This window comes from Methylobacterium sp. 092160098-2, assembly GCF_028920805.1.
Classification (GTDB): Bacteria; Pseudomonadota; Alphaproteobacteria; order Rhizobiales; family Beijerinckiaceae; genus Methylobacterium; species Methylobacterium fujisawaense.
This window is the reverse complement of the sequence record NZ_JAQPZJ010000001.1, coordinates 4,705,054-4,730,350: the sequence shown is the minus strand read 5'-3', so window position 1 is coordinate 4,730,350 and position 25,297 is coordinate 4,705,054. Positions and strand designations below refer to the sequence as shown.

Sequence of the window (25,297 nt, the reverse complement as noted above, 5' to 3'; positions counted from 1 at the left end):
GTTTCCTTAGGGCAAGCCCGGCTCGAGGATCGTGACGGCCTTCGGCCGGTCGGTCGCGGCGCCGTGCGGCGGGAACGGGGCCCGGGCGGCGACCAGCTCGGCATGGGCCGGCAGCCAGCGGGCGGAATCCACCGAGACCGCCGCGATGCAGCGTCCTTCGCGGCCGTAGAGGGCGACGAAGCGGCCGGATGCCGGATCGCCCTGCGTGATCGCCACGGCGTCGGCGCCCTCGGTCAGACCCGCGGATTTCACCACGAGGTCTCCTTGCGTCGACCAGAAGGTCGGCAGGGCGCCGTAGGGCACCTCGGGTCCCGCGCCGGCGAGCAGGCGGCCGGCATGGATGCCCTGCGCCACCGCGTGGCTCCAGTGCTCCAGGGCGACGCGCCGGCCCCCGTAGAGGGGATGGGGAAAGCGCGCCACGTCGCCGGCGGCGGCGATGTGCGGATCGGGCTGGCCGTCGGTGTCGAGGACATAGCCGCGCGCGTCGCAATCGACCCCGCCGCAATCCGCAGACAGGCCGGACCCTTCGAGCCAGTCGGTGTTGCGCACCGCGCCCAGGGCGATGACGGCGATGTCGGTCGCGATGCTGCCGCCGTCGACCAAGTGGGCCCGCACCAGCCGACCGCCCTCCGCCTCCAGCCACTCGACTTCGCTGCCGCAGCGCACCGCGACCCCGTGGCCCGCGTGGATCGCGCCGATCAACCCTCCGACGGTGCTGCCGAGCACGCGGGACAGGGGCGTCGGGCCGGGCTCGACCAGGGTGACGGGAAGGCCGAGCTGGCGGCACAGGCTCGCGACCTCGCAGCCGATGAAGCCCGCGCCGATCACCAGAACGTGCCTCGGGCCGGCGGCCAGGGCGCGCCGCAAGGCGGCAGCATCGTCCCGCCCGCGCAGGGTGAAGACGCCGGAGAGCCGGCCCTCGTGGGGGTTCGGCCACGGCCGGGCGCGGGTACCGGTGGCGATGAGCAGCCGATCGTACGGGAGGGCACGCCCGTCGGCGAGGCGGACCGTGCGGGCTTGCCGATCGAGGCTCACGGCCGCCGTGCCGAGCTGCCAGTCGGCCGCGAGGCCGTGGCGTCCCGGCAGCGTCGTCGCGTCGGCCGCGACGGCACCGGTCAGGACATGCTTCGACAGCGGCGGCCTGTCGTAGGGAGGATGGGGCTCGTCGCCGACGATGGTGAGCGGGCCGTAGAACCCCGCCGCGCGCAGGGACTCGGCACCGCGCAGGGCCGCGAGGCCGGCGCCCACGATCAGGGCCCGCCCGGGGGGCTGCGCCATCAGGCCCCCCGCTCCGGATCCTCGACCCGGATCGCCTGGACCGGACAGGCGACGCGCGCCCGCTCGATGTCGTCCCGGTCCTGCGCGGCGGGCGCGGGATCGTAGAACAGGGCCTCGTGCCCCTCGATGCGGAAGTGCCGCGGCGCCGCGTAGCAGCACTGGGCATAGGCTTGGCACAGGTTGAGATCGACGCTCACCCGCAGGCCGGACGGGGGACCGGAAGACGCATCGGCAGAGGGGGACATGGCGAGGCAACCGCGGGCGGGCAGTGCGGGTTCCGCGGGCCGTCGTCGCGGCCCGATTCGCCCGACCCTGGACGCCGATGCCTGGCAGCCTCTGGCTGCGTGGAGACGGCGGCCGCCCGCCGCATCGGCGCCCCGTCAGGATCGCCGTCCGCGACCGATGCCGCGCCTCAGCGCCCCCCGGCCACCCTTGCCCGGTGCCGCGTCGCCGCGGCCGTCCCGAAGGCCTCGAACAGGGCGCGGTTGAGCGGGTTGGTCGCCGGATCGTGCTCGGCGTGCCACTGGACGCCGAGGGCGAAGCCCGCCGCGTCGCGGACGCGGATCGCCTCAACCGTCTCGTCCTCGGCGACCCCCTCGATCACGATCCGCCCGCCCGGTTCGAGGATGCCCTGGCCGTGCAGGGAGTTCACCCGGATCGTCTCGCGTCCGAGGAGACGGGCGAAGGCGCCTCCGGGCGTCAGGCGGACCTCGTGACGGTCGGCGAAGATCACCTCCAGGTCCGGATGGATCTCGCCGTTCGGGAGGCGCGGCATGCGGTGGTTGAGCCGGCCCGGCAGGTCGCGGATCTCCGGGTGCAGGCTGCCCCCGAAGGCGACGTTCATCTCCTGAAAGCCGCGGCAGATGCCGAACAGCGGCACCCCGCATGCCACGCAGGCCTCGATCAGCGGCAGAGCCACGGCGTCGCGGTCCTCGTCGTAGGGCTCGTGCGCCGCGCAGGGCTCGGTGTTGAACCGGGTCGGGTGGACGTTGGCGCGGCCGCCCGTGAGCAGGATGCCATCCACGGTATCGAGGAGGTCGCCGAGGTCGGTGATCGCCGGGGCGGCGGCGAACATCAGCGGCAGGGCTCCCGCCACCGCGGCCACCGCCCGCATGTTGTTCTCGCCGACGATCTGCGCCGGAAACCGATTGTCGATCAGGCGGGCGTTGCCGATGACGCCGATCACGGGTCTCGCCATCGTCCCGGCTGCTCCTTGTGCTGGCTAATTGTGCTGTCTAAGCGGCAGGCCCTTGCGGCCCGCGGCAGGCTCTACGACCCACGCAAGGCCGACGCCAGTCCCGTCCGGGTCACGGCGGCGACAGAAGGCCCGCGTCCAAAGCCTCCGCGCGCAGCACCTCGGCCACGCGCTCCGGCGCCTCCTCGTGCGCGAGGTGGCCGAGACCCCGGATCAGGCGGACGCGGGCGTCGGGCAGGCGGTCGCGCAGGGCGAAGGCGGTGTCCGGCAGGATGGCCCTGTCGTCGCCGCCGACGATCAGCACGGTCCGGGTCGCGAGGCCGGGCAGCGCCCGGTGCAGGCCGGCCAGATCCCAGTTCGCCATCATCCCCAGCGCACCGCGGACATGGCCGGCCCGGGCGAAGAGCCGCCGGTAGAGATCGACGCCCTCCGGGTCGAGGCGCGAGCCGGTCCCCTCGATCAGCCGCTTGGCCGCGGCGCGGTCCGCCGTCCAGGCGAAGATCTTCGGGGTGAGCGGGTTGAGGAACAAGAGCCGCGCCATGCCGGGGAACAGCAGATTGGCCGCCCCCGGCAAGGGCGCCAGGGCGCCGTTGAAGGCCGCCAGCAGCTGCGGGGCGATGGCGCCGTCGAGGCACATCCGTGCCAGCACGGCCGCACCGGCCGAGTGGCCCGCCGCCAGGACGGGCGGCCGGCCGAGCGCCGCCACGAGGCCCGCCACGGCCCGGGCCATGCCGGGCAGGGACAGGTCGGCGTCGGGCAGGGGATCCGTGAAACCGTGACCCGGCAGGTCCGGGGCGATGATGCGGAAGTCACGGGCGTGGAGCGGCGCCAGCCCGCGCCAGGAATGCGTGGCCGCCCCCGTCCCGTGCAGGAGCAGCAGCGTCGGGGCATCCGGGGACCCGAATTCCTGGACGTGCCAGCGCAGGCCCGCCGCCTCCACGAAGCGGCTGGCCTCCCGATGGGGCCAGTCGCGACCCTCCACGGCCCAGTCCGGTCGGTCGGTCGCGACGCCGGTCAACATGCGTCCGCATCCCGCAATGCGGCATGACCGGAGAGGCCGGAGGTGCCATAGGCGGCGGCGGTGCTATCGTTCATGGCCGGAAGTATTTCGTAGCACTGCATAATCCTATGCGGCGGCCGCATGCCACCGGTGAGAGGAAGCGGATTGCTGCGCCGCAACAACGGCGGCATATCACGGGCGAGCAAGAGCAACACGCGTCCCCGGACTTTGGAGAAGGCCATGATCCTGTTCACCTCCTCGACCCAGAACATCGCCGCCCCGGTCTCCGGCGGCTGGAGCCTCAAGGCCGTCATCCGCGAGATGCTGAACTCGTGGCTCGCCCATCACCAGCGCCTCGCCGACAGCGGCATCGGCGGCGACCTCTGAGACCCCGCCCCGGGGCTGAAGAGCGGGGCGCTCAGAGCGCCGCCCGCACCGCTGCGCTGAGCTGACCGGCCTCGGCCCGCGGCAGCTTCAGGTAACGGGCGCCCATCGCGTCCGCCACCGCCCGGGCGTCCTCGCCCCGGGTCCCCGTATCGACCACCAGGGCCGCCAGCCCGGCCGCCCGCAAGGTGCGGGCCGCCTGCAGGGCCTCCGCGCCCGCCCGGGCTCGTCCCCCTCCCCGACCGGGCGACGTTGGCGCGCCCGTCGGTCAGCAGCACGATCGCCGGCCGGCTGCCGCCGCGGCGTACGCCCAGCGCCACCGCGACCGCGGCATCGATCCCCGCCGCGAGCGGCGTGCCGCCCCGCCGGGCAGCCCCGAGAGCCCGCGCTTGGCCCGGGTGAGCGAGCGGGTCGGCGGCAGCACCAACTCCGCGCCGGTGCCGCGGAACGCCACCAGCGCCACCCGGTCGCGCCGGACATAGGCCTCGGCCAGCAGCAGCTCGACCGCGCCCTTGGCTTCGGCCAGCCGCTCCAGGGCGGCCGAGCCCGAAGCATCGACACAGAACACCGTGGTGGTCTCGGTCCGCTGCTTGAGGATCCGGATCCGCAGATCGTCCCGCCGCACCACGATGCGGCGCGTCTCCTCCCCCGTGCGCCGCGGGGCCTGCCAGGGCGCGGCCGTTCGCAGGGTGGCGAGCAGGTCCAGGCGTCCCCGCCGCGGATCGCCCCGCCGGCAGCCCACCGGGCGCCCGGTGCGGGCGGCCGCCGCCTGCCCCACCCGGCCGGACTTCGCGGCCGTGAGCCGCCGACCCCCCGCCAGCAACTGGTCGAGGAGGTTCGGCGGTATGGCGGCGCGCACCGCCTCCAGCACGACGTCGTCGGGGGGTTCCGCGGCGGACGGATCCGTCGTCTCCGCCCTGGGCTGCTCCTGAGGCGCGTCCGCGGGTGGCGCCTCGGCGGTCTCGGGGCGCGGCTCTTCCGGTGCGGGCAGGCGCGTGGCGCGCGGCGCCAGGACGAGGCGCCCGGCCGCGACGATCTCCGCCCGGCCGATCGGCCCGTCGCCCGCGAGGGCGCGCGCGACCCGCACCGCCAGGATCGGGCCGCGCAGCGACGCGATCCCGAAGGCCTCGGCCAGGGCGCAGAGGCTCCCGACCGGATCGGGCTCCGGAGCGTCCGAGACGGGTTCCGGCTCAGCCGGGGGAGGCTCCGCGAGGCCGTTCAGGTCGATCCGGAAGGCGAGGCGATCGGCCAGCGCCTCGGCCACCGTCTCGTCCGCCTCGCCCTCGTCGAGGAGGATCAGGCCGAATCGGGCCGGCCGGTCCACCGCGGTGCCGGCATCCAGGGCGGCCGCGAGGCGGGACGCAGTGCCGGCCGGCAGGCGCTCGGCCATGGGGACGACGACGATCCCGCCATCGGCCTCCGCCAGCAGACCGGCCCGCGTGATGGGACGGCCCGCCGCCAGGGTCGCGGCGAGATCCAGGCCGCCGAGCAGGCTGTCGTCGCCGATGCCGGGCGGCAGTCGCCGCCAGGGCGTTCCGGAGGGCAACGCGGACCGCAGGGTCTCGAGCCAGCGCTCGCGCTCCGGTCCGGGAGGGGCGCGGACCACCGCGCCACCGAGCCCATGCGGGTCGGCGGCGAGGAGCCGGGCGGCGCGATGCACGTCGGTCCAGGGATGCGACGCGCTGAAAAGCCTGTCCTGCAGAGGCGCGTTCTCGCCCTGGGCCGCCGGTTCGGCCTGCCCGGGACGCGACGCGACGCCCCCTGTCTCCCGTGCGGAAGAGGGTCGGGGTGAGGGAGGAGACCTTTCCGGATCGGGCACGTCCGTCACCCTGTCCCTCTCCCGCACGGGAGAGGAGACCCGCGCGCCATCCCGACCCGGTCGGGCGCGGTCCGTCCGGTCCACGACAGGCGGACCGGCAGCGCGACCGTCACGAAAACATCTCCGCCAGCGCCCGCTCCACCCGGGCGGTGGATCCGGATTCGTCCAGCGGGTTGCGGCGCAGCCGGTGGCGCAGGGCGGCCGGGGCGATGCGGCGGAGGTGGTCGTCGGTGACGGCCCCGGCGCCATCGAGGGCCGCGAGCGCTCGGGCGGTCCGCATCAGGGTCAGCTCGCCGCGCAACCCGTCCGTGCCCAGGGTGAGACAGAGCCGCGCCGCGCGCTCCAGGGCGGCATCCGGCACGGTGACCGACGGCAGGCGCTCCCGCGCCAGCAGGAGGCGCTTTCGAATCGCGGCCTCGTCCCGGGCGCGGGCGGCGCAGAAGCCCTCCGGGTCGCGCTCGTAGGCGTCGCGGGCACGCACCACCGCGATGCGGGTCGGGATGTCCTTCGGGGTCACGACCTCGCAGGCCAGCCCGAACCGGTCGAGGAGCTGCGGGCGCAATTCGCCCTCCTCCGGGTTGCCGGATCCGACCAGCACGAACCGCGCCGGATGGCGCAAGGACAGGCCCTCGCGCTCGACGGTGTTGACGCCGGAGGCCGCCACGTCGAGCAGCAGGTCGACGAGGTGGTCCTCGAGCAGATTCACCTCGTCGATGTACAGGAAGCCGCGATTGGCCCGGGCGAGCAGCCCCGGCTCAAAGGCTTTCACGCCTGCGCCGAGCGCCCGCTCCAGATCGAGGGTGCCGACCACGCGGTCCTCGGTGGCGCCGAGCGGCAGGTCCACCACCGGCACCGGTGTCTTGTGACTCTTTCGCGGGCCGCCTTCCGCGCAATGCGGGCAGGATGCGGCCGGGCTGTCGGGGTCGCAATTGTAGGGGCAGCCGGCCACCGCCCGCATCGGCGGCAGCAGGGCGGCCAGCGCCCGGATCGCCGTGGACTTGCCGGTGCCGCGGTCGCCAAAGACCAGCACGCCGCCGACGGACGGGTCCACCGCCGCGATCAGCAGCGCCTGGCGCATCTCGTCCTGGCCGACGATGGCCGAGAAGGGGAAGGTGGGCACGGGGTTCTGGCTCTGGCTCCTCTCCTCCCCGCGTGGGGAGGAGCCGGAGATGGGGGGTGCAGGATGGGTCGAGGCGGTGCCGTCTGCACCACCCCCACCCCTACCCCTCTCCGCAAGGGGGAGGGAAGAGCGCCTTACTCCGCCGCCTTCTGCCGAAGCCCGATCCGCCCCCAGATCGTGGTCAGGGCCTCGACGAGACGGGCGATGTCGGCATCCGTGTGCAGCGGCGACGGGGTGATCCGCAGGCGTTCGGTGCCGCGGGCCACCGTCGGGTAGTTGATCGGCTGCACGTAGATGCCGAACTCGTCGAGCAGGGTGTCGGAGATCCCCTTGCACAGCACCGGGTCGCAGACCATCACCGGCACGATGTGGCTGTCGTTGGGCATGGTCGGGATGTCGGCGGCCTCCAGCGCCTGACGGACCTTCGCCACGCGCTCCTGATGCCGGGCGCGCTCTTCGCCGCTCGTCTTCAGGTGGCGGATGCTCGCCGCCGCGCCCGCCGCCACCGCGGGTGGCAGGGAGGTGGTGAAGATGAAGCCCGACGCGAAGCTGCGCACGAAGTCGCAGAGCTTCTCCGAGGCCGTGATGTAGCCGCCGTGCACGGCGAACGCCTTGCCCAGCGTCCCCTCGATCACGTCGAGCCGGTGGGCGACGCCGTCCCGCTCCGAGATGCCGCCGCCGCGGGCGCCGTAGAGGCCGACCGCGTGGACCTCGTCCAGGTAGGTGAGTGCCCCGTGGGCCTCGGCCACGTCGCAGATCTCTCCAATGGGGGCGATGTCGCCGTCCATCGAGTACACGGATTCGAACGCCACGAGCTTCGGCCGGGCCGGATCGACCAGGGCGAGCTTGCGGTTCAGGTCCTCCGGGTCGTTATGACGAAAAATGTGGCGCTCGGCGCGGGAGAACCGGATGCCCTCGATCATCGAGGCGTGGTTCTCGGAATCGGAGAAGACCGCGCAGTTCGGCAGGCGTGAGGCCAGGGTCCCGAGCGCCGCCCAGTTCGACACGTAGCCGGAGGTGAACAGCAGGGCCGCCTCCTTGCCGTGGAGGTCGGCGAGCTCGCGCTCCAGCAGCACGTGGTAGTGGTTGGTGCCCGAGATGTTGCGGGTGCCGCCGGCGCCGGCGCCGCAGCGGTCGATCGCCTCGTGCATCGCGCCGGTCACGGCCGGGTGCTGGCCCATGCCGAGATAGTCGTTGGAGCACCACACCGTCACGGGACGCGTGCCGCCGGCATGGTGGTGCGTGGCGTGCGGGAAGTTGCCCGCGTGGCGTTCGAGGTCGGTGAAGACCCGGTAGCGCCCCTCCCGGTGGAGCCCGGCGATCTCAGCCCCGAAGAAGGTCTCGTAGTCCATGTCGCCTCTCCCCGAACAAATCCTGCGGGTTGATCCCGCCTGTGACACCGGACTTCGCACAAGATCAGTTCCAGATTGGTGGACGTGCGTCGCCCGTTCGTGATCCCTCGGCCTACACGTGATCCGGCGGTCCGGCCGCTTCCCCGGGCGCCCGGGCCGGCAGGCTCCAGCGCCACAGCTCCGCCGAGGGCAGCGGCAGCATCAGGAACCAGTGCTCCAGGGTGGCGAGCGCCGTGAGCGTCGCCAGGACCGTGAGGCCGATCAGCTCGTGCTCCAGCAGGTCCGGCCCCAGGGCCGCGCGTCCGAGCAGCGCCGCCGCGATGGTCCCGAGGCTCACGGAGACCGGGAACAGCAGGTTCATCGGCTTCCGGGACAGGTAGCAGGCGAGGTAGCCGAGATGGTCCGGGAGGAACTCGGCGTGGAGGTTGCGCACCCCCAGGAACAGGTTGAGCCGCGCCGAGAGGTTCATCACCACCAGGGTACCGTAGGTCCACAGGGCGAAGCGGTTGGGGCTGCCCCAGACCAGGGCCAGGATCGCCAGACCCCCGATCACGATGGCGAATTCGTGCCACAGGCTGGTGGCGAGCGCCGCGAGGAACCGGTCGAACCCCCGCACCCCCGGCGCGCAGGCGGCCGGCTTGGGGCCGGACAGGAAGCCCATGTAGTAGCTCATCTCCTGCCAGCCCCAGACGACGAGCGCCGCCGTGAAGGCCGTGTAGGCCCCCGTGGCACTCGTGTCCGCGGCGCTGGACCGGATCGCCAACAGGGCGCCCGCGAGCAGCAGCGTCGCCCCGGCCATGCTCCACGCATGCGTCCGCCGCGGGGCGTGGTCGAGCAGCAGGATCAGCCCGGTGGAGAACCACCAGAGCAGGACCGCGTAGACCACCGGGGCGGCGTAGGTCCCCATGCTACCAGACCGGCTGGAGGCGGATGTCGGCCGGCAGGGCGTTGGCCTTGACGGGGAGGAGATAGAGCCGGGCGAAGGTCGTGGCCGCCCGCAGCACCTGCACGCCGTGCTGCACCGTGCCGACGACGCCGCCCCGCGCCTTGGCGTCGGCGATCGCCCGCGAGCAGGCAAGCAGCCGGTCGAGCCCCGCCTTGAACTTCGGGTTGTCGAGGTCGAGTTCCAGCGGGAAGGTCTGCCGGGAGATCTCCGAGGTGATCCGGAAGACCTTGAAGTCGTAGTCGGTGGGATCGACCCCGAGCGCCTTGTGGAAGGCCGGCCGGTGATGGTCGCGCACGTACATCGTGGCGAAGACCGCAAGCAGGAAGAACCGGATCCAGTAGCGGTTCACGCCGCTCGTCAGCTTCGGGTTCGCGCGCATCAGGAGCGCGAAGGCCTCCCCGTGGCGGAACTCGTCGTTGCACCAGAGTTCGAACCACTTGAAGATCGGATGGATGCGCCGCTCCGGGTGCCGCTCCAGCTCGCGGAAGATCGTGATGTAGCGGGCGTAGCCGATCTTCTCCGAGAGGTAGGTGGCGTAGAAGATGAATTTCGGTCGAAAGAACGTGTACTTCTTGGATTTGGTAAGAAACCCCAAATCCACGCCGATGCCGAAATCCTTGAGCGTATCGTTGATGAACCCGGCGTGACGCGCCTCGTCCCGGCTCATGAAGCCGAACAATTCCTTGATATCTTTGTTCTTCGCCCGCTTCCTCATCTCGGCGTAGAGGACGCAGCCGGAAAACTCCGCCGTGATGGAGGAAACCAAAAAGTCCAAAAACTCCTTCCGCAATTCGGGCTCCATCTGCGACAGGTCGCAGTCGAACTCCTCGTTGCGGGTGAAGTGGCGCTTGTTCGGGTCGGCGCGCAGCTCGGCAATGAGCAGATCCCAGTCGCGGCGCACGGGCTCGACATCGGTGCGATCGAGCTCGTCGAAATCCGTCGTGTAGAAGCGCGGGCTGAGGAACGTCGTCTCCTGGGCGGCCCGCGTCGATTCGTTGACCGGGACCTTGGGGACAGGCTGGCCGGAGGGCGGCGGGACAGATGCGTTCACAGCTTCCTCCTCTCGGAAAAGCTGACCTCGTAGAGTTCGGTCAGCTCGAGATGGGCGATGAGTTTGGTCCAGGCCCGCTCCAGCGCCCCGGCCCGGGTGACCGTGGCGGTGCGGCGCACGGTCAGCCGCTCGCCGTAGGGCACCGAGGTCGGCGCGTCGTGGACCTGGACCTCGTCGCCGGGTTCGATCTCGAAGCCGGCATCGAGGGTCACGTGGGCGTGCAGGCTCTCGGGGGTCTGCTCGATCTCCACCGTGCAGGGTACGGTGACGGTGCGGCTGCCGAACAGGCCCATCACCGCGTCTCCGTGGCGGGTACGCCCGGCGCGGGCATCAGCCGGGCGAAGGCGCCGGCATTGGTCGGCCCGAAGGCCTCGAGCGGCACCCGGCGGCCGGTGGCCTCGTCGGCGAGCGCGAGCCGGCCGTCCTCGTAGCGGGTCAGGCTGAACGGTTGCTCGGGCCCCAGGCCTTCCCGTTGGCGGGCCTGGGCGAGGCCCCGCAGGGTCCCGCGCAGGAAGCCGTCCTCGCCGGGGCGGATCCAGGCGACGATATGCCGGTCGGCGATGTCCCGCAGGGCGATCGAGCCGTCGACCTGATCCTCGGCGCGGAATTCGAGCCGCGCCACCGCTTTGGCGGGCGGCAGTGCGACGAGGCCGACCTGCTCGCTCCGGCCGATCAGGACCGCCAGCATGGTGAAGCCCATGAGTGCGCCCGCACCGACCATCAGCAGCGCCGGTGCCGGTCCCGCCGGCCCCATCGCCCGGCCGGCGCCCTCCGCCCGCTCGCCCATCGTGCCCCTCCCTATTCGGCCGCGACGAGGCGACCGGAATTTTCGTCCGCGCGCTCGAGCTGCGCCACCCGAACCGGCGGCGCGGTGCCGTCGGCATGGGCCGCGAGGGCCCGTGCCAGCAGCGCCGCCGCGGCGTCGGCCTCCGGTACGGAGCGCATCATGGGCTCGGTCCGGGCGAGACGCCAGGGCCGGACATGCGGCCAGATGTGAAGGTAGGCGATGCGGATGCCCGGCCGCAACTGCAGAGGGAGATCGCCGCTGCCATCCGTGAAGGCGCGCAGGGCCGCAGTCTCGATCTGCGCGAAGGGCAGGTTGTGGGTCACCGGCAGGGCGATGCCGGCCTGCAGCACGACACGACGGTTGGTCACCGTGTAGAGCGTCGTCCGATGGGTGAGCCATGCGAGCAGCCAGAGCAGCGCGACGGCGCCCGCGCCGATCACCAGGGTCGGTCCCACCACCTTCAGGGCCGAGGCGGGCGAACCGGCTGCCAGGCCGAAGGCCAGGGCGCAGACCGCAAACCACGCAATCACCAGACGGGCGTGGAACACCCGGACCAACAGGCCCAAGGTGGTCGGCCTGCTCTGCCACAGGATACGCTCGCCCGCCGGCAGAGGACCGGGCAGGCCCCGCGGGGTGCCCTCGGGGAGGAAGTCGCCGCTCATATCAGGGGCTCCGCCCGGGCCGGCGTCGCGTAGAGCGTGCCGGCGCCGAAATACGAGACGATCCGCTCCTCCTCCAGGAAGGTCACGCTGTCGGGATCGCGGGTGGTCGGGATGTCGGCGAACTGGCTGGCGAGCAGCGCCTCGGTCGTCACCGTCTTGGTGAAGCCGCCGGCCCGGCAGAAGGTGGTCGGCATCAGCCGGCGGCCGCCCGCCGGGAGTTCCACCTCATAGTAGCGGATCAGCGACTCGCCGCGGTCGACCCAGACGTCGCTGATCACGCCCGCCACGGCGTTGTCGGTGCCGAACACCGTCATGCCGATCGGGTTCGGGCCGCTTTCGTGGATGACGAAGTTCTTCGCCACCCGCAGGGGAACGATGCGGATCTCCTCGTCCCAGGTCCGGTCGTGGACGTCGTGTCGCAGCACCCAGGAGCCGGGGCCGACGCCGGCCTGGAGCGACGTGTCGGTGCGCTCGTAGGGAGCGCCGGGCCAGGGCTCGACCTTGCGGGCCGGGATGCCGGTCTCGATGTCGTCCCGGCCGTGCACCGCCTGCGGTGCGTAGGTGGTCTCGCCGCCGGGGAGATGGAAGGCCTTGGACCGGGGGATCAGGATCGGATCGTCCGCCTTGCGGCGGCCGACGGCCTCGTTCTCCAGCGGGTAGCCCTCCCGCCGGTCCTCGCGGCGCAGCCAGAAGACCAGCCCGGCGAAGAAGATGAAGAACGCGTAGAGCACGACCTGGGCGACGTCGACATAACCCGTAAGTGCGCCGGTTGGCATGGCTGTCCTCCCCGAATGTCAGGCCGTCCGGCCGGTAAGGCCGTTGGCGATGCGGTCTCGATCCTCTGTCCGTGCGTCCTCACGCACCAGCGGCCCCAGCGCGAGGAGCGCCGCGAACAGCAGGGCGATCTCGATGTGGTAGACGATGAGGTAGCCGATCGCGGGCTCGTTCATGCCCTCGCCGAGCACCCCCGACTGGGCGATGGCGCCGCCCACGTCGCGCACGAGGCCGCTCGCCGCGATCGACAGGCCCGCGGCGGTCGCCTGCACGGCGCCCCAGGCGCCGAGCGCCAGCCCCGTATCCTCGGGGCCGGCGCGGTTCATCGAGGCGGTGAGCGTGCCGTGGGCGAAGAGGCCGCCGCCGAGCCCGATCAGGCTGACGCCGGCGGCGAACAGGTCGGCCGAGGCCAGCGGCGCGGCGAAGACCACCGCCGAGAAGGCGAGGATGCCGATGCCGACGCCGACCGCCGACACCCGGAACGGATCGCCCCCGCGGCCGAGCCAGCGCGCCGCAACCAGCAGGCCCAGCCCGCCGCCCGCGGCGAGCAGCGCCGTGAGGGCCGTGGTCGCGCCCACGGAAAGGTGCAGGATCTGGCCGCCATAGGGCTCCAGCAGGATGTCCTGCATGGAGAAGCCCGCCGTGCCGAGGCCGATCGCCACGAGGCGACGGCGGGCGGTGCCCTCACCCGCATAGGCCCGCCAGGACGACCGGAAGTCGCGCTGCGGCGCCGTCTGCGTCCGGTTGGGATCGCGCGGCTCCTGCTTCCAGAGGGCGAACCCGTTGAGGATGATGGTGACCAGGGCGGCGCCCTGGATCACCTGGATCAGGCGCACCGGCGAGAAATGGGCGAGGAACAGGCCGAACAGCAGGGCGCTCGCCATCATGCCGAACAGCAGGGCCGCGCAGAGCAGCGCCACCACCTTCGGCCTTGCATGCGCGGGGGCGAGGTCGGTGGCGAGCGCCAGCCCGACGGTCTGGGTCGTGTGTAGACCGGCACCGACCAGCAGGAAGGCCAGAGCCGCCGCAAGGTTGCCGACCCAGAGCGGCCCGGTGGTGTCGCCCGACAGGATCAACAGGGCGAACGGCATGATCGCGAGGCCGCCGAACTGAAGCAGCGTGCCGAACCAGATGTAGGGCACCCGCCGCCAGCCCAGCAGCGAGCGATGCGTGTCCGAGCGGAAGCCGACCAGCGCCCGCAGGGGCGCAAAGATCAGCGGCAGCGCCAGCATCACCGCGACGATCCAGGCCGGCACCCCCAGTTCGACGATCATCACCCGGTTCAGGGTGCCGATCAGCAGCACCGCCGCCATGCCGACGGTGACCTGGAACAGGGCGAGCCGAAGCAGGCGCCCGAGGGGCAGCTCGACGGTTGCGGCATCCGCGAAGGGGAGGATCGCCGGGCCGAGGCGCATCAGGGCGCGGGTGAGTTTCTGGGATGCGGCGTTCATGTCCGCACCCCGGGCGACGCCGCCCCCGATCCCGCAGAGGCGGACGCGCGCGCGCGCGTCAGCGCCACCGCGTTCGACAGGTAGAATCCGCTGTTGATCCGGTGGCTCCGCGCCCAGGTGAAGGCGTCGAGCGCTGTTTCAGAGGTCATCCGACGGCGCAGGCCGCCCTCGGTCACCGGCACGATCGCGGGCGAACGGTCGCTGCGGGGAAAGAACTTGCCCGCCGCGTGCATCACAGTCAGCAGGGCCGTGCGCGGCGCCACGGTGAACAGCACCGAGCCGTCGGTGCGCGCACCCAGCGCCGCCAGCGCCCGGGCGATGTCGGCGGCCCGGTAGTGAATCAGCGAATCCATCGCCACCACGTGGTCGAAGCGGCCGAGACCCGGATCGAGCATGTCGCCGACGCGGAAGTCGATGCGGCCCGCCCCGGCGATCGCCGGCAGCCGCTCCTGCGCCAGCCCGATCAGCGTCGGCGAGACGTCGATCGCCACCACCTCCGCCCCGCGGTGCGCCGCCTCGACGCTGAGCGCCCCGGTGCCGCAGCCGGCATCGAGCAGGCGCAGGCCGGTCATGTCGGCGGGCAGCCAGGAGAGGAGCGTCGCCCGCATGGCGTCGCGGCCTGCCCGCACCGTGGCGCGGATGCGGCTCACCGGCGCGTCCGAGGTCAGACGCGACCACGCCTCGACCGCGGTGCGGTCGAAGTAGGTGGTCAACTCGCCCCGGCGGGCGTCGTAGCTGGCGCTGGCCATCGGTCGGACCCCAAACTCAATCGAAACCGAGGAACTCGAACAGGTCGCGATCCTTCATCGGGACCGCCTCGCAGGGCGGGGCGCCCGACCACAGCGTCTCGGCGAGCCGCATGTACTCCGCGGTCACGGCGTCGAGCTCCGGGGACGAGTCCATCTCGAACAGGGTCGACTTCTTGAGCCGCGAGCGGCGGACCACGTCGAGGTCGGGGAAATGAGCCAGCCGCTTCAGGCCGACCGCGTCGTTGAACCGGTCGATCTCGTCGGTCTTGGCCGAGCGGTTGGCGATGACGCCACCCAGGCGCACGGGGTAGTTCTTCGACTTGGCGTGGATCGCCGCCACGATCCGGTTCATGGCGAAGATCGAGTCGAAATCGTTGGCGGTGACGATCAGCGCCTGGTCGGCGTGCTGGAGCGGCGAGGCGAAGCCGCCGCAGACCACGTCGCCCAGCACGTCGAACACCACGACGTCGGTGTCTTCCAGGAGATGGTGCTCCTTGAGGAGCTTCACCGTCTGGCCGACCACGTAGCCGCCGCAGCCGGTGCCGGCGGGCGGGCCGCCGGCCTCGACGCACATGACGCCGTTATAGCCCTCGACCACGAAGTCCTCGACGCGCAGCTCCTCCGAATGGAAGTTCACTGCCTCCAGGGCGTCGATCACCGTGGGGGCGAGGCGCTTGGTCAGGGTGAAGGTCGAGTCGTGCTTCGGGTCGCAGCCGATCTGGAGCACGCGCTTGCCGAGCTTGGAGAAGGCCACCGACAGGTTCGACGAGGTGGTCGACTTGCCGATGCCGCCCTTGCCGTAGACCGCGAACACCTTGGCGGTCTCGATCTTCAGGTCCGGGTCCAGGGCGACCTGGACGCTGCCTTCTTCCTTCCGGGCGACGACCGGATTGCGGATGGCGATGTTCATGCGGCGACTCCTGTGGTGACGCCTTCGAGACGATCCTCCAGCTCCTCCTCGGCCCGGTCGAGGGCGTCGCGCATCTCTGCGTTGGGAGTCCAGAAACCGCGGCGGTGGGCCTCGATCAGCCGTTGGGCGACCTTGGCGGAGGCGGTGGGGTTGAGGGCCGCCATGCGCTCGCGCATGGCGGGGTCGAGGACGTAGGTCTCGGTGATCCGCTCGTAGATCCAGGGCTGGACCGCGTTGGCGGTGGCCGACCAGCCTACCGTGTTGGTCAGGTGGGTCTCGATCTGGCGGACGCCTTCGTAGCCGTGGCCGAGCAGGCCCTCGTACCATTTCGGGTTGAGCATGCGGGTGCGCGTCTCCAGCGCCACCTGCTCCTCGAGGGAGCGCACGCGCCCCTCCCCGCGGGTCTGGTCGCTGATGTAGATCGGCACCGCCTCGCCCTTGGCGCGGGCCACCGCCCGGCCCATGCCGCCGAGGCCGTCAAAGTAGTGGTCGACGGAGGTGACGCCGACCTCGACAGAGTCGAGGTTCTGGTAGGCCATGTCGACGGAGGCCAGCACCGCCTGCATCAGGGCGCGTTGCGGCGCCGGGCGGCCGGTGCGGCCATAGGCGAAGCTCTTGCGGCGCGAGAAGGTCTCGCACAGCTCGGCGTCGTCGTCCCAGCTCCCCGAATCGACAAGGTGGTTGACGTTCGCGCCGTAGGCCCCCTCGGCGTTCGAGAAGACCCGCAGGGCCGCCGTCTCCAGGTCGCAGCCCTGCTCGGCCTGGATCGCCAGGGCGTGCTTGCGGACGAAGTTTTGCTCCAGCGGCTCGTCCGCGGTGGCGGCGAGGTACGAAGCCTCCGCCAGGAGCTTCGTCTGGAGCGGCAGGAGATCGCGGAAGATGCCCGAGAGGGTGACCACCGCGTCGATGCGCGGGCGGCCAAGGGTCTCCAGCGGGATCAGCTCGGCGCCGCTCAAGCGGCCGTAGCCGTCGAAGCGGGGCGCGGCGCCGATCAGCGCCAGCGCCTGGGCGATCGGGCCGCCCTCGCTCTTGAGGTTGTCGGTGCCCCACAGGACCAGGGCAACGCTCTCCGGGCAGGGCTTTCCGTCGGCCGCGAAGCGTTCGAGGATGCGGGCCACCTGCCGGGCACCGTCCGCGACCGCGAAGGCGGAAGGTAGGCGGTAGGGGTCGAAGCCGTGGAGGTTGCGGCCCGTTGGCAGGATCGCAGGGTTGCGCAGCAGGTCGCCGCCCGCCACCGGCGGAACGAAGCGGCCGTCGAGGGCCCGCAGCAGCGCCGGCACCTCGTGGTCCCGGGCGAGCAGCCGGTCGGTCTCGGCCAGACTCGCGAAGGCGGCGCGGCTGGTCTCGTCGGCGGACAGGCCGGAGGCCGTCAGCGCCGCCTCGACGCCGTGCCCGGCCACCAGGGCCTCGATCCCGGCCCGCTCCGGACTCACGCCGTGCGCCGACTCGGCGAGCGCCAGGAGCAGGTCGACCCGCTCGTCCTCCGGCGTCCCCGCCCCGACCACGTGCAGCCCGTGCGGGATCAGGGTCTGCTCCAACTCCTGCACGGCGGACCAGAGGGCGCCGACCCGGGCGCCGAGATCGCCGGTCCAGGCCGGCTCGGCGGCCACGAGATCGAGGGCCGCGCCCTGGTCCTGGATCATCCGGGCGAGACTCTCCCGCTCCGTCCCGGCTTCGAGGTCGAGGCCGCGCCAGCGCTCCATCGAACTCTTCAGGTCGATCAGCCCGCGGTAGAGCCCGGCCGCCGCGAGGCTCGGGGTCAGGTAGCTCACCAGCGTCGCGGCCGAGCGGCGCTTCGCGAGCGTCCCCTCCGACGGGTTGTTGGCGGCGTAGAGGTAGACGTTCGGCAGCGCCCTGATCAGCCGCTCCGGCCAGCAGGCCTCGGACAGGCCGGTCTGCTTGCCGGGCATGAATTCGAGCGCCCCGTGGGTGCCGAAATGCAGCACGGCGTCGGCGGAGAAATCCTCCCGCAGGTAGCGGTAGAAGGCCGAGAAGGCGTGGGTCGGCGCGAAGCCGCGCTCGAACAGCAGCCGCATCGGGTCGCCCTCGTAGCCGAAAGCAGGCTGGACTCCGACGAAGACGTTGCCGAACTGCGCGCCGAGCACGAAGATCTCGGCGCCGTTGGTCTGATGGCGGCCCGGCGCCGGGCCCCACTGGGTCTCGATCTCGGCGAGGTAAGTCTCGCGCCGCAGGTGATCCTCGGCCGGAATGCGGGCGTGGACATTGGCCTGGGTGCCGTAGCGCTTGGCGTTGCCCTCAAGGATCGCTGCACGCAGGGCATCGACGCTCTCCGGGACGTCGACGGTGTAGCCGTCGGCCGCCAGGCCCTTCAGGGTGTTGAGGAGCGAGGCGTAGACGGACAGGAACGCCGCCGTGCCGGTGGCGCCGGCATTCGGCGGAAAATTGAACAGCACCACGGCGAGTCGGCGCTCGGCTTTCTCGGTCCGGCGCAGGGACACCAGCCGTTCGACCCGCTCGGCGAGACGCGCGGCCCGCTCGGGATGGACCCGCATGTCGCGGGAATTGTCGCTGCCCGACGCGGCGGAGCGGCCCCCGAAAACCATCGGGGCGGTGGCGCCGTCGAGTTCGGGGATCGCGACCATCATGGTCGCCTCGACCGGCGACAGGCCGCGCTCACCCGCCTCCCACTGCTCCAGCGTCTGGAACTCCAGCGCCTGGGCGGCGAGGTAGGGCACGTCGAGCCGGGCCAGCATCGCCTCGGCGGAAGCGGCATCGTTGTAAGCGGGGCCGCCGACCAGGGAGAAGCCGGTGAGGGACACGAGGGCGTCGATGCAGGCGCGCCCGTCCCGCATGAAGAACGAATCCACGGCCGGGCGGTTGTCGAGACCGCTGGCGAAGGCCGGCACCACGTCGAGGCCCTTGGCCTCCAGGGCCGCGATGACGCCGTCGTAGTGGGCGGTGTTGCCGGCGAGCACGTAGCTGCGCATCACCAGGAGGCCGACGCGGCCCGTCGCGTCCGCCCGGCGCGGCAGCCGGGACGGGTCCGCGCCGATTCGGCCGGGCAGGCGCGGGTGGTAGAGGCCGGTCTCGGGGTAGTCGAGGGGCGCTGGTGCCGCCGGCCCGTCGCGCCAGGCCGCCCGCTCGCCCGCCGCGTAGCGGTGCACGAGGAAACGCACCAGGGCTGCGACGTTCTCGTCGGAGCCCGCCAGCCAGTATTGCAGGGTGAGGAAGTAGGCGCGCACGTCCTGGGCCGAGCCCGGGATGAAGCGCAGGATCTTCGGCAACTTGCGCACCAGGGCCATCTGCCGGCCGGCATTGCCCTGCTGGCCGGGCTTGCCGCGCAGCTTCTTCAGGAAGTCGAGGGCGCTGCGCTTGGTGCCGCTCATGTCGAAGCGGCCGAGCCGCGTCGTCTTCACCACGTCGCCCGCCGACATGCAGCCAATCATCGCGTCGCAGGCCTCGCGCCGGGCCGCGAGCGCCGGCAGGATCGCCCGGACATGTTCGTCCATGAACAGCATGGCCGAGAGCACGATGTCGGCCTGCGCGATGTCGGCCCGGCAGGCCTCCAGCGTCGCAGGATCGGTCTCCCACTCGGCTGCCGCGTGGAAGCCCAGCACCAGCCCCGGCATCTCGGACCGGAGGCGCAGGCGCGCCCGTTCCACCGCGCTCGCCAAATGATTGTCGAGCGTGACGATGACGACGCGGATCGGCGGCCTAGCGGCCGTAATGCGCTTTGGCATCGTAGAGGGTCTCGATCGTGATGAGCGGCAGGTGCCGCTCCCGGGCGAAGGTCTCGGTGTTGCTGCGGGCCTTGCCGCGCACGAAGAACGGGATCTTTCTCAGTTCCTTCTCGGCTTCCGGCGACCACGCGGTCGCGACCGGCCTGTCCAGCAGGATCGGAACGGGCGCCGACGTCGGAGGGGTGTCGGCCGGCGCCCGTTCTCCGGCCTCGAGCGCCCCGTCCGCCGGAGTCCCGAAGGACTTGCCGCCGAGATGCGAGGGGCCGACGCCGTCGTGGAATTCGGGATCCTCCCGGAACATGCCGAGGAGGTGCTCTTCGAGGCCCATCATCAGCGGATGGACCAGGGTGTCGAACAGGACGTTGGCGCCCTCGAACCCCATCTGCGGCGCGTAGCGGGCCGGGAAGTCCTGGACGTGGACCGGCGCCGAGATCACCGCGCAGGGGATGCCGAGCCGCTTGGCGACGTGGCGCTCCATCTGGGTGCCGAGCACCAGTTCCGGTGCCGCCGCGCGGATCGCCGCCTCGACGTCGAGGTAGTCGTCGGTGATCAGCGCCTCGATCCCGTGCTCGGCCGCTTCGGCGCGGACCTCGCGGGCGAATTCGCGGCTGTAGGTCCCGAGACCGACCACCGTGAAGCCGAGTTCGCGCGCCGCGACCCGGGCGATGCCAATGGCATGCGTCGCGTCCCCGAACACGAAGACGCGCTTGGCCGTCAGGTAGGTCGAATCGACCGACCGCGAGTACCAGGGCAGGCGCGAGCCCGGGCCGTCGAGCACGGGTGCCGGATCGATTCCCGCGATCTCCGCCACCTCGGCGACGAACCGGCGGGTGCCGCCGACGCCGATCGGCAGTGTCTGCGTGAATGGCTGCCCGAAGCTCTTCTTCAGGTACTCCGCGGCCGACCGAGCGGTTTCGGGGTAGAGCACGACGTTGAAATCGGCGTCCCCGAGGCGGCCGAGGTCGGCCGGAGAGGCTCCCAGCGGCGCGACAATGTTGACGGCGATCCCGAGGGAGTCGAGCAGACGTCGGATCTCGATCAGATCGTCCCGGTGGCGGAAGCCCAAAGCCGTCGGCCCGAGGATGTTGCAGAGCGGCCGCCGACCGGGCTCGCGCGCCGGACGCGGGGCCGGCGGACCGGCGAGCGCCCGGACGAGGCGATAGAAGGTCTCTGAGGCGCCCCAGTTCTCCTTCTTCTGGTAGGCGGGCAGCTCCAGCGGGATCACCGGGATCGGCAGGTTGAGGGCCTTGGCGAGGCCACCCGGATCGTCCTGGATCAGCTCGGCGGTGCAGGAGGCGCCGACGATCATCGCCTGGGGTTGGAAGCGTGCGTGCGCGGCGGCGACCGCCTCCTTGAACAGCTCGGCGGTGTCGCGGCCGAGATCCTGCGCGCGGAAGGTGGTGTAGGTGACGGGCGGGCGGGCGTCCCGCCGCTCGATCATCGTGAACAGCAGGTCCGCGTAGGTGTCGCCCTGCGGCGCGTGAAGCACGTAGTGCAGGCCGGACATCGCCGTTGCGACGCGCATGGCGCCGATATGCGGGGGACCCTCGTAGGTCCAGAGGGTGAGCTGCATGGCGCTACACCTCCAGCAGGGCGCGGCGCCGGAGCGGGCGCACGAACAGCTCGGCGAGGTCGCCGGCCTGCTCGTAGCCCTGTACCGGCGTGAACAGCAGCTCGATCGACCACTTGGTCGACAGACCCTCCGCCTCCAGCGGGTTGGCGAGGCCGAGGCCGCAGACCGTGAGGTCCGGGCGCGCCGCTCGGCAGCGGTCCATCTGGTCGTCGAGGCTCTGGCCCTCGGTCACCCGCGTACCCTGGGGCAGCAGCTCGATCTCGGCGGCGAGATGCGCCCGGTGCAGGTAAGGCGTCCCGACCTCCACGAGATCCGCGCCGAGTTCCCGGGCGAGGAAGCGGGCGAGCGGCACTTCAAGCTGCGAATCAGGGAAGAAGAACACGCGCTTGCCCGCGAGCTTTTCGCGATGGGGCGCGAGGGCGGTCTCGGCACGGGTGCGGCCCGGGGCCGTCGCCCGGTCGAAGACGGCCTCGGCGACGCCGAACGCCTCGGCCGCCGCCCGCAGCCATCCGGTCGTGCCCTCGGCACCGAGTGGGAACGGCGCCGGGAGCCGGCGGGCGCCGCGCTCTTCGAGGGCGCGGGCCGTGTCGGCCAGGAACGGTTGGGCCAGGAGGTAGCGCGTGTTGCGCCCGACCGCGGGCATCGTGTCGGCCCGGCGGGCGGGCAGGAACCGGACGTCGCCGATCCCCATCGCGGCAAAAATCCGAAGAAACTGGTCCTCCACCACGTCGGCCAGCGCCCCGACGACCAGGAGCGACGGCGTGGCCGTCTCGACCTCGCGGGGCAGGTCCGGCACCAGGGCGGCGAGGCAGGCATCCTCGCCCTGCGTGAACGTCGTCTCGATGCCGGAGCCGGAGTAGTTCAGGACCCGCACGGGGGCGAGGCGCCCCGACAGCCGTTGCGCCGCCCGGGACAGGTCGAGCTTGATCACCTCCGACGGGCAGGAGCCCACCAGGAACAGGAGCTTGATATCCGGCCGCCGCTCGATCAGCCGGGTCACGACCCGGTCGAGTTCCTCGTTCGCGTCGGCGATCCCGGCGAGGTCGCGCTCGTCGATGATCGCGGTCGCGAAGCGCGGCTCGGCGAAGATCATCACCCCGGCGGCGGACTGAATCAGATGCGCGCAGGTCCGTGAGCCGACCACGAGGAAGAAGGCGTCCTGGATCTTCCGGTGGAGCCAGACGATGCCGGTGAGGCCGCAGAACACCGCCCTCTGCCCCTGCTCTTGGTGCAGGTCGATGCCGCCGCAGGGAGGCTGGTGGATCAGGGGAGCGTTCATGACAGCGCCTCCGCGAGGCGCGGTGCGCGGCTGCCGGTGCCCTCGAGACGAGCGGCGCGGAGCTTCATGAGGAACTGGCCGGCATTGACCACGTAGGTCGCGTAGGCCGCCAGCGCGAGCAGCAGCAGCGCCTGCCCGCTGAGTGCGCCCGTGATGAGAGCCGCGAAATAGGCTGTGTGGAGGGCCAGCACGAGCATGCTGACCACGTCTTCCCAGAAGAACGCCGGTGCGAAGAGCCACCGCCCGAACACCGCCTTTTCCCAGATCGAGCCGGTGACCATGATCGCATAGAGCGCCAGGGTCTTCACGACGACCGAGATCTCAGCGGCGAACTGACCTGCACCGGTGGCGAGGGTGCGCAGCACCAGGACGAGACTGATCAGGAAGATCGCGAATTGCAGAGGCGCCAGCACGCCCTGAACCAGGGTCCAGGGCGAAGAGTCGCGCCGTCGCCGTTCGGCAGGCGTGTAGAGCGGTCGTGCCGGCCGGTCCTCGGGACCCATGCATCCGCTCCCTGGTGCTCGGCGGCGCCAAAGGCTCCGTCGTTGACAGAGGCTAGGGCGAGGGTCCCAGAAGTGTCAAGTGCGCTTGACGGTTTCGGAACATGACAGGTGAGAGATATTTTTTCTTCGAATAAGATCATTGCCAAGATCGCCAGGAAGCGTATCGTCGGGCTCGACGGCTGGAGACTGCCGCAGTTTCACTTGTCAGATCCGGGACTGACGAACGCGAAGAATAGACAGGCGAGCAACGCCGCACCCAGGACACGAGCGGTGCCGCTGGTCCTCCCGGGCCAGGGCCGACTCAGGGAGGGATGCCGATGGGAGACTGGAGGCATTTCGGCGATCGCCTGGATCACGGCCAGCCCGCGGCCGGCTGTAACCCTGTGAGCGATGGTCGTTCCGTGTTCCGCGATAGCCCCGTCGGTTGGTCCGATCTGCGCCGGCCCGTTCCGGACATGCTCGCCCGCGTGGTCGAGGCGGAGATCCTGCCCCGGCTGATGCTCGCGCACCGGCCCGCCGGCCGCGGCCGGCCGGCCAATCGCGCGCCGAGTCCCCGGGAGATCGCCGAGTTCAGCGCCCTGCTCCTGGAGGCCGGTCCGGTCGATCTCGACGCCCGGGTGGAGGTCCTGCGCGACGGCGGCCTGCCCCTGGCCCGCCTGCTCCTCGATCTGCTCGCCCCGGCGGCCCGCCACCTCGGCGCGCTGTGGGAGGAGGATGCCTGCGACTTCCTGGCGGTGACGGAGGCGCTCGGGCGGCTCCATGCGGTGAGCCGACGCCTCTGCGCCGAGCTGGAGGACGAATCGATCCCGGCCAACGGGCGCAGCGTGCTGCTGCTGCCCTGTCCCGGCGAGACGCATGTCTTCGGCCTGTCGATCGTCGCGAGCTTCTTCCGGGAGGCCGGCTGGGACGTGACCACGGCGGTGCCCGGTCCCGAGGTCGATCCCCTGACGCTGCTCCGCACCGACTGGTTCGATGTGGTCGGCCTGTCGCTCTCCTGCGACGTGCTGCTGCCGGCCCTGACGAAGGCCGTGGCGGAGGTGCGCCGCGACTCCCGCAACCGGGAGATCCGCGTTCTGGTCGGCGGCCCCTATTTCGCGCGCTACGGCGGCGAGGCGGGGATCGTCGGGGCGGATGCCTGCGTGTCGGACGCCTGCCTGGCGCCCGCCGCGGCGGAAGCTTTGCTGGACAGACAGGCATTGGCCTGCTGAAAGGGTTGGTATCCGAATATCACATTGCAATCACATTGCGGTGACCGTGACGCCCCAGCCTCGCCACACCTCGCAGTCGCCGCCCGCGGCCCTGCAGCAGGTGGCCGGCCTCCTCGAAGGCGAGGCGGTCGGCCGCATCGTCGCGGCATCGACGGACCTGTCGCTGGTGATCGATGCCGACGGGGTGATTCGGGACGCGACGGTCGGCGCCGATCTCAAGGCCGAGACGGTGGCGGGCTGGCTGGGCCGGCGCTGGATCGACACGGTCACGGTGGAGAGCCGCCCGAAGGTCAACGCCCTTCTGCGGGATGCCCGGGCCGAGGGCATCACCCGATGGCGCCAGGTGAACCATCCCTGCCCCGACGGGATCGACCTGCCGATCCGCTACGCCTCGATCCGGCCGGCGGGGGACGGTCCGATCCTCGTGCTCGGGCGCGACATGCGGGCGGTGGCGGCCCTTCAGCGCCGGCTGATGGAGACGCAGCAGGCCCTGGAGCGGGACTACGACCGCCTGCGCGCCGCCGAGACCCGCTACCGGCTGCTGTTTCAGATCTCCGGCGAGCCGGTGCTGGTGGTCGATGCCGGGACGCGCCGGGTGGCCGAGGTCAATCCCGCCGCGGCGCGCCTGCTCGGGCGGCCCGCACGGCGCATCACCGGCCAGGACGCCGTCGACCTGTTCGACGCCTCCAGCACCCGGGCCCTGGAGGCGCAGTTCGCCGCCCTGCGGGCGACCGGGCAGGCCGGGGCGATCCGGGCGTCCCTGCCGCACGAGCGGGGCGAGGTCACGGTGTCGGCCTCGCTGTTCCGGGGCGAGGGCGGCGCCAGCGCCCTGCTGCAGCTGGCCGCCGACCCGGCGGCGACGGCGTCCGGGCCCGATCAGGAGGCGCCCACCGCCGCCGTTCTGGCGGCGATGCCGGAAGGATTCGTCGTCACCGACCCGTCGCGGCGCGTCCTCATGGCGAATGCCGCCTTCCTGGAGCTGGCCCAGCTCGCCACCGAGGGGCAGGCCCGCGGGCGGACCCTCGACCACTGGCTCGGCCGCGACGAGATGGAGGCGCAGGCCCTGTTCGCGACCCTGGTCGACCACGGCGCCGTGCGCCGCTTCGCCACCGTCATCCGGGGCGCCTATGGCGGCCTGGAGGATGTGGAGGTCGCCGCCGTGTCGGTGGCCGGCCCCCGCCCCTGCCTCGGCTTCGCCATCCGGTCCGGCCCGCGGCGGATCGCCGAGGGGCGCTCCGCCTCGGCGATCGGGCGGGGGCTGCCCCGCTCGGTGGAGCAGATGACCGAGCTGGTGGGCCGGGTCTCGATGAAGACCCTGGTGCGCGAGACCACGGACCTCATCGAGAAGCTCTGCATCGAGGCGGCGCTGCGGATCACCCGGGACAACCGGGCCTCGGCGGCCGAGATGCTGGGCCTCAGCCGGCAGGGCCTCTACGCCAAGATGCGCCGCTACGGCGTCGGCGATCTGGACGGCCCGGCCGACGACGCCTGAGGCGGGCGCCGGACTCCCTTTCGGCCCTCGGCGGACTGCCGCGCGCCTGACCGCGCCCGACGC

The 25,297-nt window shown here is 71.9% G+C and carries 23 protein-coding genes and 1 pseudogene; 3 read left to right on the top strand and 21 right to left on the bottom strand.

The window, feature by feature from the left end; all coding sequences use genetic code 11:
* Window positions 1–6 precede the first annotated feature (6 nt).
* From PQI07_RS22315 to PQI07_RS22295, 5 genes are all read right to left on the bottom strand, one after another.
* Window positions 7–1,278: an NAD(P)/FAD-dependent oxidoreductase gene (locus PQI07_RS22315; RefSeq protein WP_274927404.1), complete on the bottom strand. Its 1,272-nt coding sequence runs from the start codon at window positions 1,276–1,278 to the stop codon at window positions 7–9.
* On the bottom strand, window positions 1,278–1,523 hold the full coding sequence (locus PQI07_RS22310; RefSeq protein ID WP_043383119.1) for a ferredoxin: 246 nt from the start codon (window positions 1,521–1,523) through the stop codon (window positions 1,278–1,280). The genes PQI07_RS22315 and PQI07_RS22310 overlap by 1 nt, the downstream gene beginning before the upstream one ends.
* Before the next feature lie 167 nt (window positions 1,524–1,690).
* Window positions 1,691–2,476, bottom strand: coding sequence for a gamma-glutamyl-gamma-aminobutyrate hydrolase family protein (locus tag PQI07_RS22305; RefSeq protein ID WP_043383116.1), 786 nt, complete (start codon window positions 2,474–2,476; stop codon window positions 1,691–1,693).
* Window positions 2,477–2,585: 109 nt separating this feature from the next.
* Window positions 2,586–3,494, bottom strand: coding sequence for an alpha/beta fold hydrolase BchO (gene bchO, locus PQI07_RS22300; RefSeq protein ID WP_043354001.1), 909 nt, complete (start codon window positions 3,492–3,494; stop codon window positions 2,586–2,588).
* The gene (locus PQI07_RS22295; protein WP_274927403.1) at window positions 3,488–3,715 is read right to left on the bottom strand and encodes a hypothetical protein; all 228 of its coding nucleotides are present in this window, start codon (window positions 3,713–3,715) and stop codon (window positions 3,488–3,490) included. Before PQI07_RS22295 ends, bchO begins: the two co-directional genes overlap by 7 nt.
* Between PQI07_RS22295 and PQI07_RS22290 the strand changes: the two genes are divergently transcribed.
* The gene (locus PQI07_RS22290; protein ID WP_164706391.1) at window positions 3,714–3,860 is read left to right on the top strand and encodes a hypothetical protein; all 147 of its coding nucleotides are present in this window, start codon (window positions 3,714–3,716) and stop codon (window positions 3,858–3,860) included. The two genes, PQI07_RS22295 and PQI07_RS22290, sit on opposite strands and share 2 nt — an antisense overlap.
* 31 nt (window positions 3,861–3,891) lie before the next feature.
* Here the strand turns inward: PQI07_RS22290 and PQI07_RS22285 are convergent.
* From PQI07_RS22285 to bchF, 16 genes and pseudogenes are all read right to left on the bottom strand, one after another.
* Window positions 3,892–5,517, bottom strand: a pseudogene (locus PQI07_RS22285) (magnesium chelatase subunit D).
* 268 nt (window positions 5,518–5,785) lie between these two features.
* A complete protein-coding gene (gene bchI, locus PQI07_RS22280) occupies window positions 5,786–6,796 on the bottom strand; it encodes a magnesium chelatase ATPase subunit I (protein ID WP_043757036.1) in 1,011 nt (336 codons plus the stop codon).
* 134 nt (window positions 6,797–6,930) lie between these two features.
* Window positions 6,931–8,148 carry a 5-aminolevulinate synthase gene (hemA, locus tag PQI07_RS22275; RefSeq protein WP_043383104.1) on the bottom strand — a complete coding sequence of 406 codons (1,218 nt, stop codon included), beginning with the start codon at window positions 8,146–8,148 and terminating at the stop codon, window positions 6,931–6,933.
* Between the two features lie 112 nt (window positions 8,149–8,260).
* Window positions 8,261–9,055 (bottom strand): putative photosynthetic complex assembly protein PuhE, encoded by a 795-nt coding sequence (gene puhE, locus PQI07_RS22270; protein ID WP_043354267.1) that lies wholly within the window; start codon window positions 9,053–9,055, stop codon window positions 8,261–8,263.
* A 1-nt stretch (window position 9,056) separates the two neighbouring features.
* Window positions 9,057–10,145: a magnesium-protoporphyrin IX monomethyl ester (oxidative) cyclase gene (gene acsF / locus PQI07_RS22265; RefSeq protein WP_043383098.1), complete on the bottom strand. Its 1,089-nt coding sequence runs from the start codon at window positions 10,143–10,145 to the stop codon at window positions 9,057–9,059.
* Entirely contained in the window at window positions 10,142–10,438 is a 297-nt protein-coding gene (locus PQI07_RS22260; RefSeq protein WP_020095258.1) for a hypothetical protein, read from the bottom strand. Before PQI07_RS22260 ends, acsF begins: the two co-directional genes overlap by 4 nt.
* Window positions 10,438–10,932, bottom strand: a complete 495-nt coding sequence (gene puhC / locus PQI07_RS22255; RefSeq protein ID WP_052083600.1) for a photosynthetic complex assembly protein PuhC — start codon at window positions 10,930–10,932, stop codon at window positions 10,438–10,440. The genes PQI07_RS22260 and puhC overlap by 1 nt, the downstream gene beginning before the upstream one ends.
* An 11-nt stretch (window positions 10,933–10,943) precedes the next feature.
* A complete protein-coding gene (gene puhB / locus PQI07_RS22250) occupies window positions 10,944–11,594 on the bottom strand; it encodes a photosynthetic complex putative assembly protein PuhB (RefSeq protein ID WP_043757042.1) in 651 nt (216 codons plus the stop codon).
* Window positions 11,591–12,370: a photosynthetic reaction center subunit H gene (gene puhA, locus PQI07_RS22245; RefSeq protein WP_043757045.1), complete on the bottom strand. Its 780-nt coding sequence runs from the start codon at window positions 12,368–12,370 to the stop codon at window positions 11,591–11,593. Before puhA ends, puhB begins: the two co-directional genes overlap by 4 nt.
* An 18-nt stretch (window positions 12,371–12,388) precedes the next feature.
* Window positions 12,389–13,819, bottom strand: a complete 1,431-nt coding sequence (locus PQI07_RS22240) for a BCD family MFS transporter (protein ID WP_274927402.1) — start codon at window positions 13,817–13,819, stop codon at window positions 12,389–12,391.
* Window positions 13,816–14,568, bottom strand: coding sequence for a magnesium protoporphyrin IX methyltransferase (gene bchM, locus PQI07_RS22235; RefSeq protein ID WP_274927401.1), 753 nt, complete (start codon window positions 14,566–14,568; stop codon window positions 13,816–13,818). Before bchM ends, PQI07_RS22240 begins: the two co-directional genes overlap by 4 nt.
* 16 nt (window positions 14,569–14,584) lie before the next feature.
* Window positions 14,585–15,478, bottom strand: coding sequence for a ferredoxin:protochlorophyllide reductase (ATP-dependent) iron-sulfur ATP-binding protein (gene bchL / locus PQI07_RS22230; protein ID WP_043346558.1), 894 nt, complete (start codon window positions 15,476–15,478; stop codon window positions 14,585–14,587).
* On the bottom strand, window positions 15,475–19,179 hold the full coding sequence (locus PQI07_RS22225; RefSeq protein WP_274927400.1) for a magnesium chelatase subunit H: 3,705 nt from the start codon (window positions 19,177–19,179) through the stop codon (window positions 15,475–15,477). Before PQI07_RS22225 ends, bchL begins: the two co-directional genes overlap by 4 nt.
* The gene (gene bchB / locus PQI07_RS22220) at window positions 19,154–20,752 is read right to left on the bottom strand and encodes a ferredoxin:protochlorophyllide reductase (ATP-dependent) subunit B (protein ID WP_043383081.1); all 1,599 of its coding nucleotides are present in this window, start codon (window positions 20,750–20,752) and stop codon (window positions 19,154–19,156) included. Before bchB ends, PQI07_RS22225 begins: the two co-directional genes overlap by 26 nt.
* Window positions 20,753–20,756: 4 nt before the next feature.
* Window positions 20,757–22,031 (bottom strand): ferredoxin:protochlorophyllide reductase (ATP-dependent) subunit N, encoded by a 1,275-nt coding sequence (locus PQI07_RS22215; protein WP_179698819.1) that lies wholly within the window; start codon window positions 22,029–22,031, stop codon window positions 20,757–20,759.
* Entirely contained in the window at window positions 22,028–22,534 is a 507-nt protein-coding gene (gene bchF, locus PQI07_RS22210; RefSeq protein WP_274927399.1) for a 2-vinyl bacteriochlorophyllide hydratase, read from the bottom strand. Before bchF ends, PQI07_RS22215 begins: the two co-directional genes overlap by 4 nt.
* A gap of 317 nt (window positions 22,535–22,851) precedes the next feature.
* Between bchF and PQI07_RS22205 the strand changes: the two genes are divergently transcribed.
* The gene (locus PQI07_RS22205) at window positions 22,852–23,742 is read left to right on the top strand and encodes a cobalamin B12-binding domain-containing protein (RefSeq protein WP_182592234.1); all 891 of its coding nucleotides are present in this window, start codon (window positions 22,852–22,854) and stop codon (window positions 23,740–23,742) included.
* A gap of 40 nt (window positions 23,743–23,782) precedes the next feature.
* Window positions 23,783–25,234, top strand: a complete 1,452-nt coding sequence (gene ppsR / locus PQI07_RS22200) for a transcriptional regulator PpsR (protein ID WP_274927398.1) — start codon at window positions 23,783–23,785, stop codon at window positions 25,232–25,234.
* Window positions 25,235–25,297 lie beyond the last annotated feature (63 nt).

Excerpts from the sequence above, each read along its gene's own strand:
- PQI07_RS22305 (WP_043383116.1), bottom strand. The coding sequence starts at position 2,476 with ATGGCGAGACCCGTGATCGGCGTCATCGGCAACGCCCGCCTGATCGAC.
- PQI07_RS22310 (WP_043383119.1), bottom strand. The coding sequence starts at position 1,523 with ATGTCCCCCTCTGCCGATGCGTCTTCCGGTCCCCCGTCCGGCCTGCGG.
- hemA (WP_043383104.1), bottom strand. The coding sequence starts at position 8,148 with ATGGACTACGAGACCTTCTTCGGGGCTGAGATCGCCGGGCTCCACCGG.
- puhA (WP_043757045.1), bottom strand. The coding sequence starts at position 12,370 with ATGCCAACCGGCGCACTTACGGGTTATGTCGACGTCGCCCAGGTCGTG.
- PQI07_RS22290 (WP_164706391.1), top strand. The coding sequence starts at position 3,714 with ATGATCCTGTTCACCTCCTCGACCCAGAACATCGCCGCCCCGGTCTCC.
- bchB (WP_043383081.1), bottom strand. The coding sequence starts at position 20,752 with ATGCAGCTCACCCTCTGGACCTACGAGGGTCCCCCGCATATCGGCGCC.
- PQI07_RS22260 (WP_020095258.1), bottom strand. The coding sequence starts at position 10,438 with ATGGGCCTGTTCGGCAGCCGCACCGTCACCGTACCCTGCACGGTGGAG.
- PQI07_RS22205 (WP_182592234.1), top strand. The coding sequence starts at position 22,852 with ATGGGAGACTGGAGGCATTTCGGCGATCGCCTGGATCACGGCCAGCCC.
- PQI07_RS22315 (WP_274927404.1), bottom strand. The coding sequence starts at position 1,278 with ATGGCGCAGCCCCCCGGGCGGGCCCTGATCGTGGGCGCCGGCCTCGCG.
- bchM (WP_274927401.1), bottom strand. The coding sequence starts at position 14,568 with ATGGCCAGCGCCAGCTACGACGCCCGCCGGGGCGAGTTGACCACCTAC.
- PQI07_RS22295 (WP_274927403.1), bottom strand. The coding sequence starts at position 3,715 with ATGGCCTTCTCCAAAGTCCGGGGACGCGTGTTGCTCTTGCTCGCCCGT.
- PQI07_RS22215 (WP_179698819.1), bottom strand. The coding sequence starts at position 22,031 with ATGAACGCTCCCCTGATCCACCAGCCTCCCTGCGGCGGCATCGACCTG.
- puhB (WP_043757042.1), bottom strand. The coding sequence starts at position 11,594 with ATGAGCGGCGACTTCCTCCCCGAGGGCACCCCGCGGGGCCTGCCCGGT.
- PQI07_RS22225 (WP_274927400.1), bottom strand. The coding sequence starts at position 19,179 with ATGCCAAAGCGCATTACGGCCGCTAGGCCGCCGATCCGCGTCGTCATC.
- bchL (WP_043346558.1), bottom strand. The coding sequence starts at position 15,478 with ATGAACATCGCCATCCGCAATCCGGTCGTCGCCCGGAAGGAAGAAGGC.
- PQI07_RS22240 (WP_274927402.1), bottom strand. The coding sequence starts at position 13,819 with ATGAACGCCGCATCCCAGAAACTCACCCGCGCCCTGATGCGCCTCGGC.
- puhC (WP_052083600.1), bottom strand. The coding sequence starts at position 10,932 with ATGGGCGAGCGGGCGGAGGGCGCCGGCCGGGCGATGGGGCCGGCGGGA.
- puhE (WP_043354267.1), bottom strand. The coding sequence starts at position 9,055 with ATGGGGACCTACGCCGCCCCGGTGGTCTACGCGGTCCTGCTCTGGTGG.
- bchF (WP_274927399.1), bottom strand. The coding sequence starts at position 22,534 with ATGGGTCCCGAGGACCGGCCGGCACGACCGCTCTACACGCCTGCCGAA.
- bchO (WP_043354001.1), bottom strand. The coding sequence starts at position 3,494 with ATGTTGACCGGCGTCGCGACCGACCGACCGGACTGGGCCGTGGAGGGT.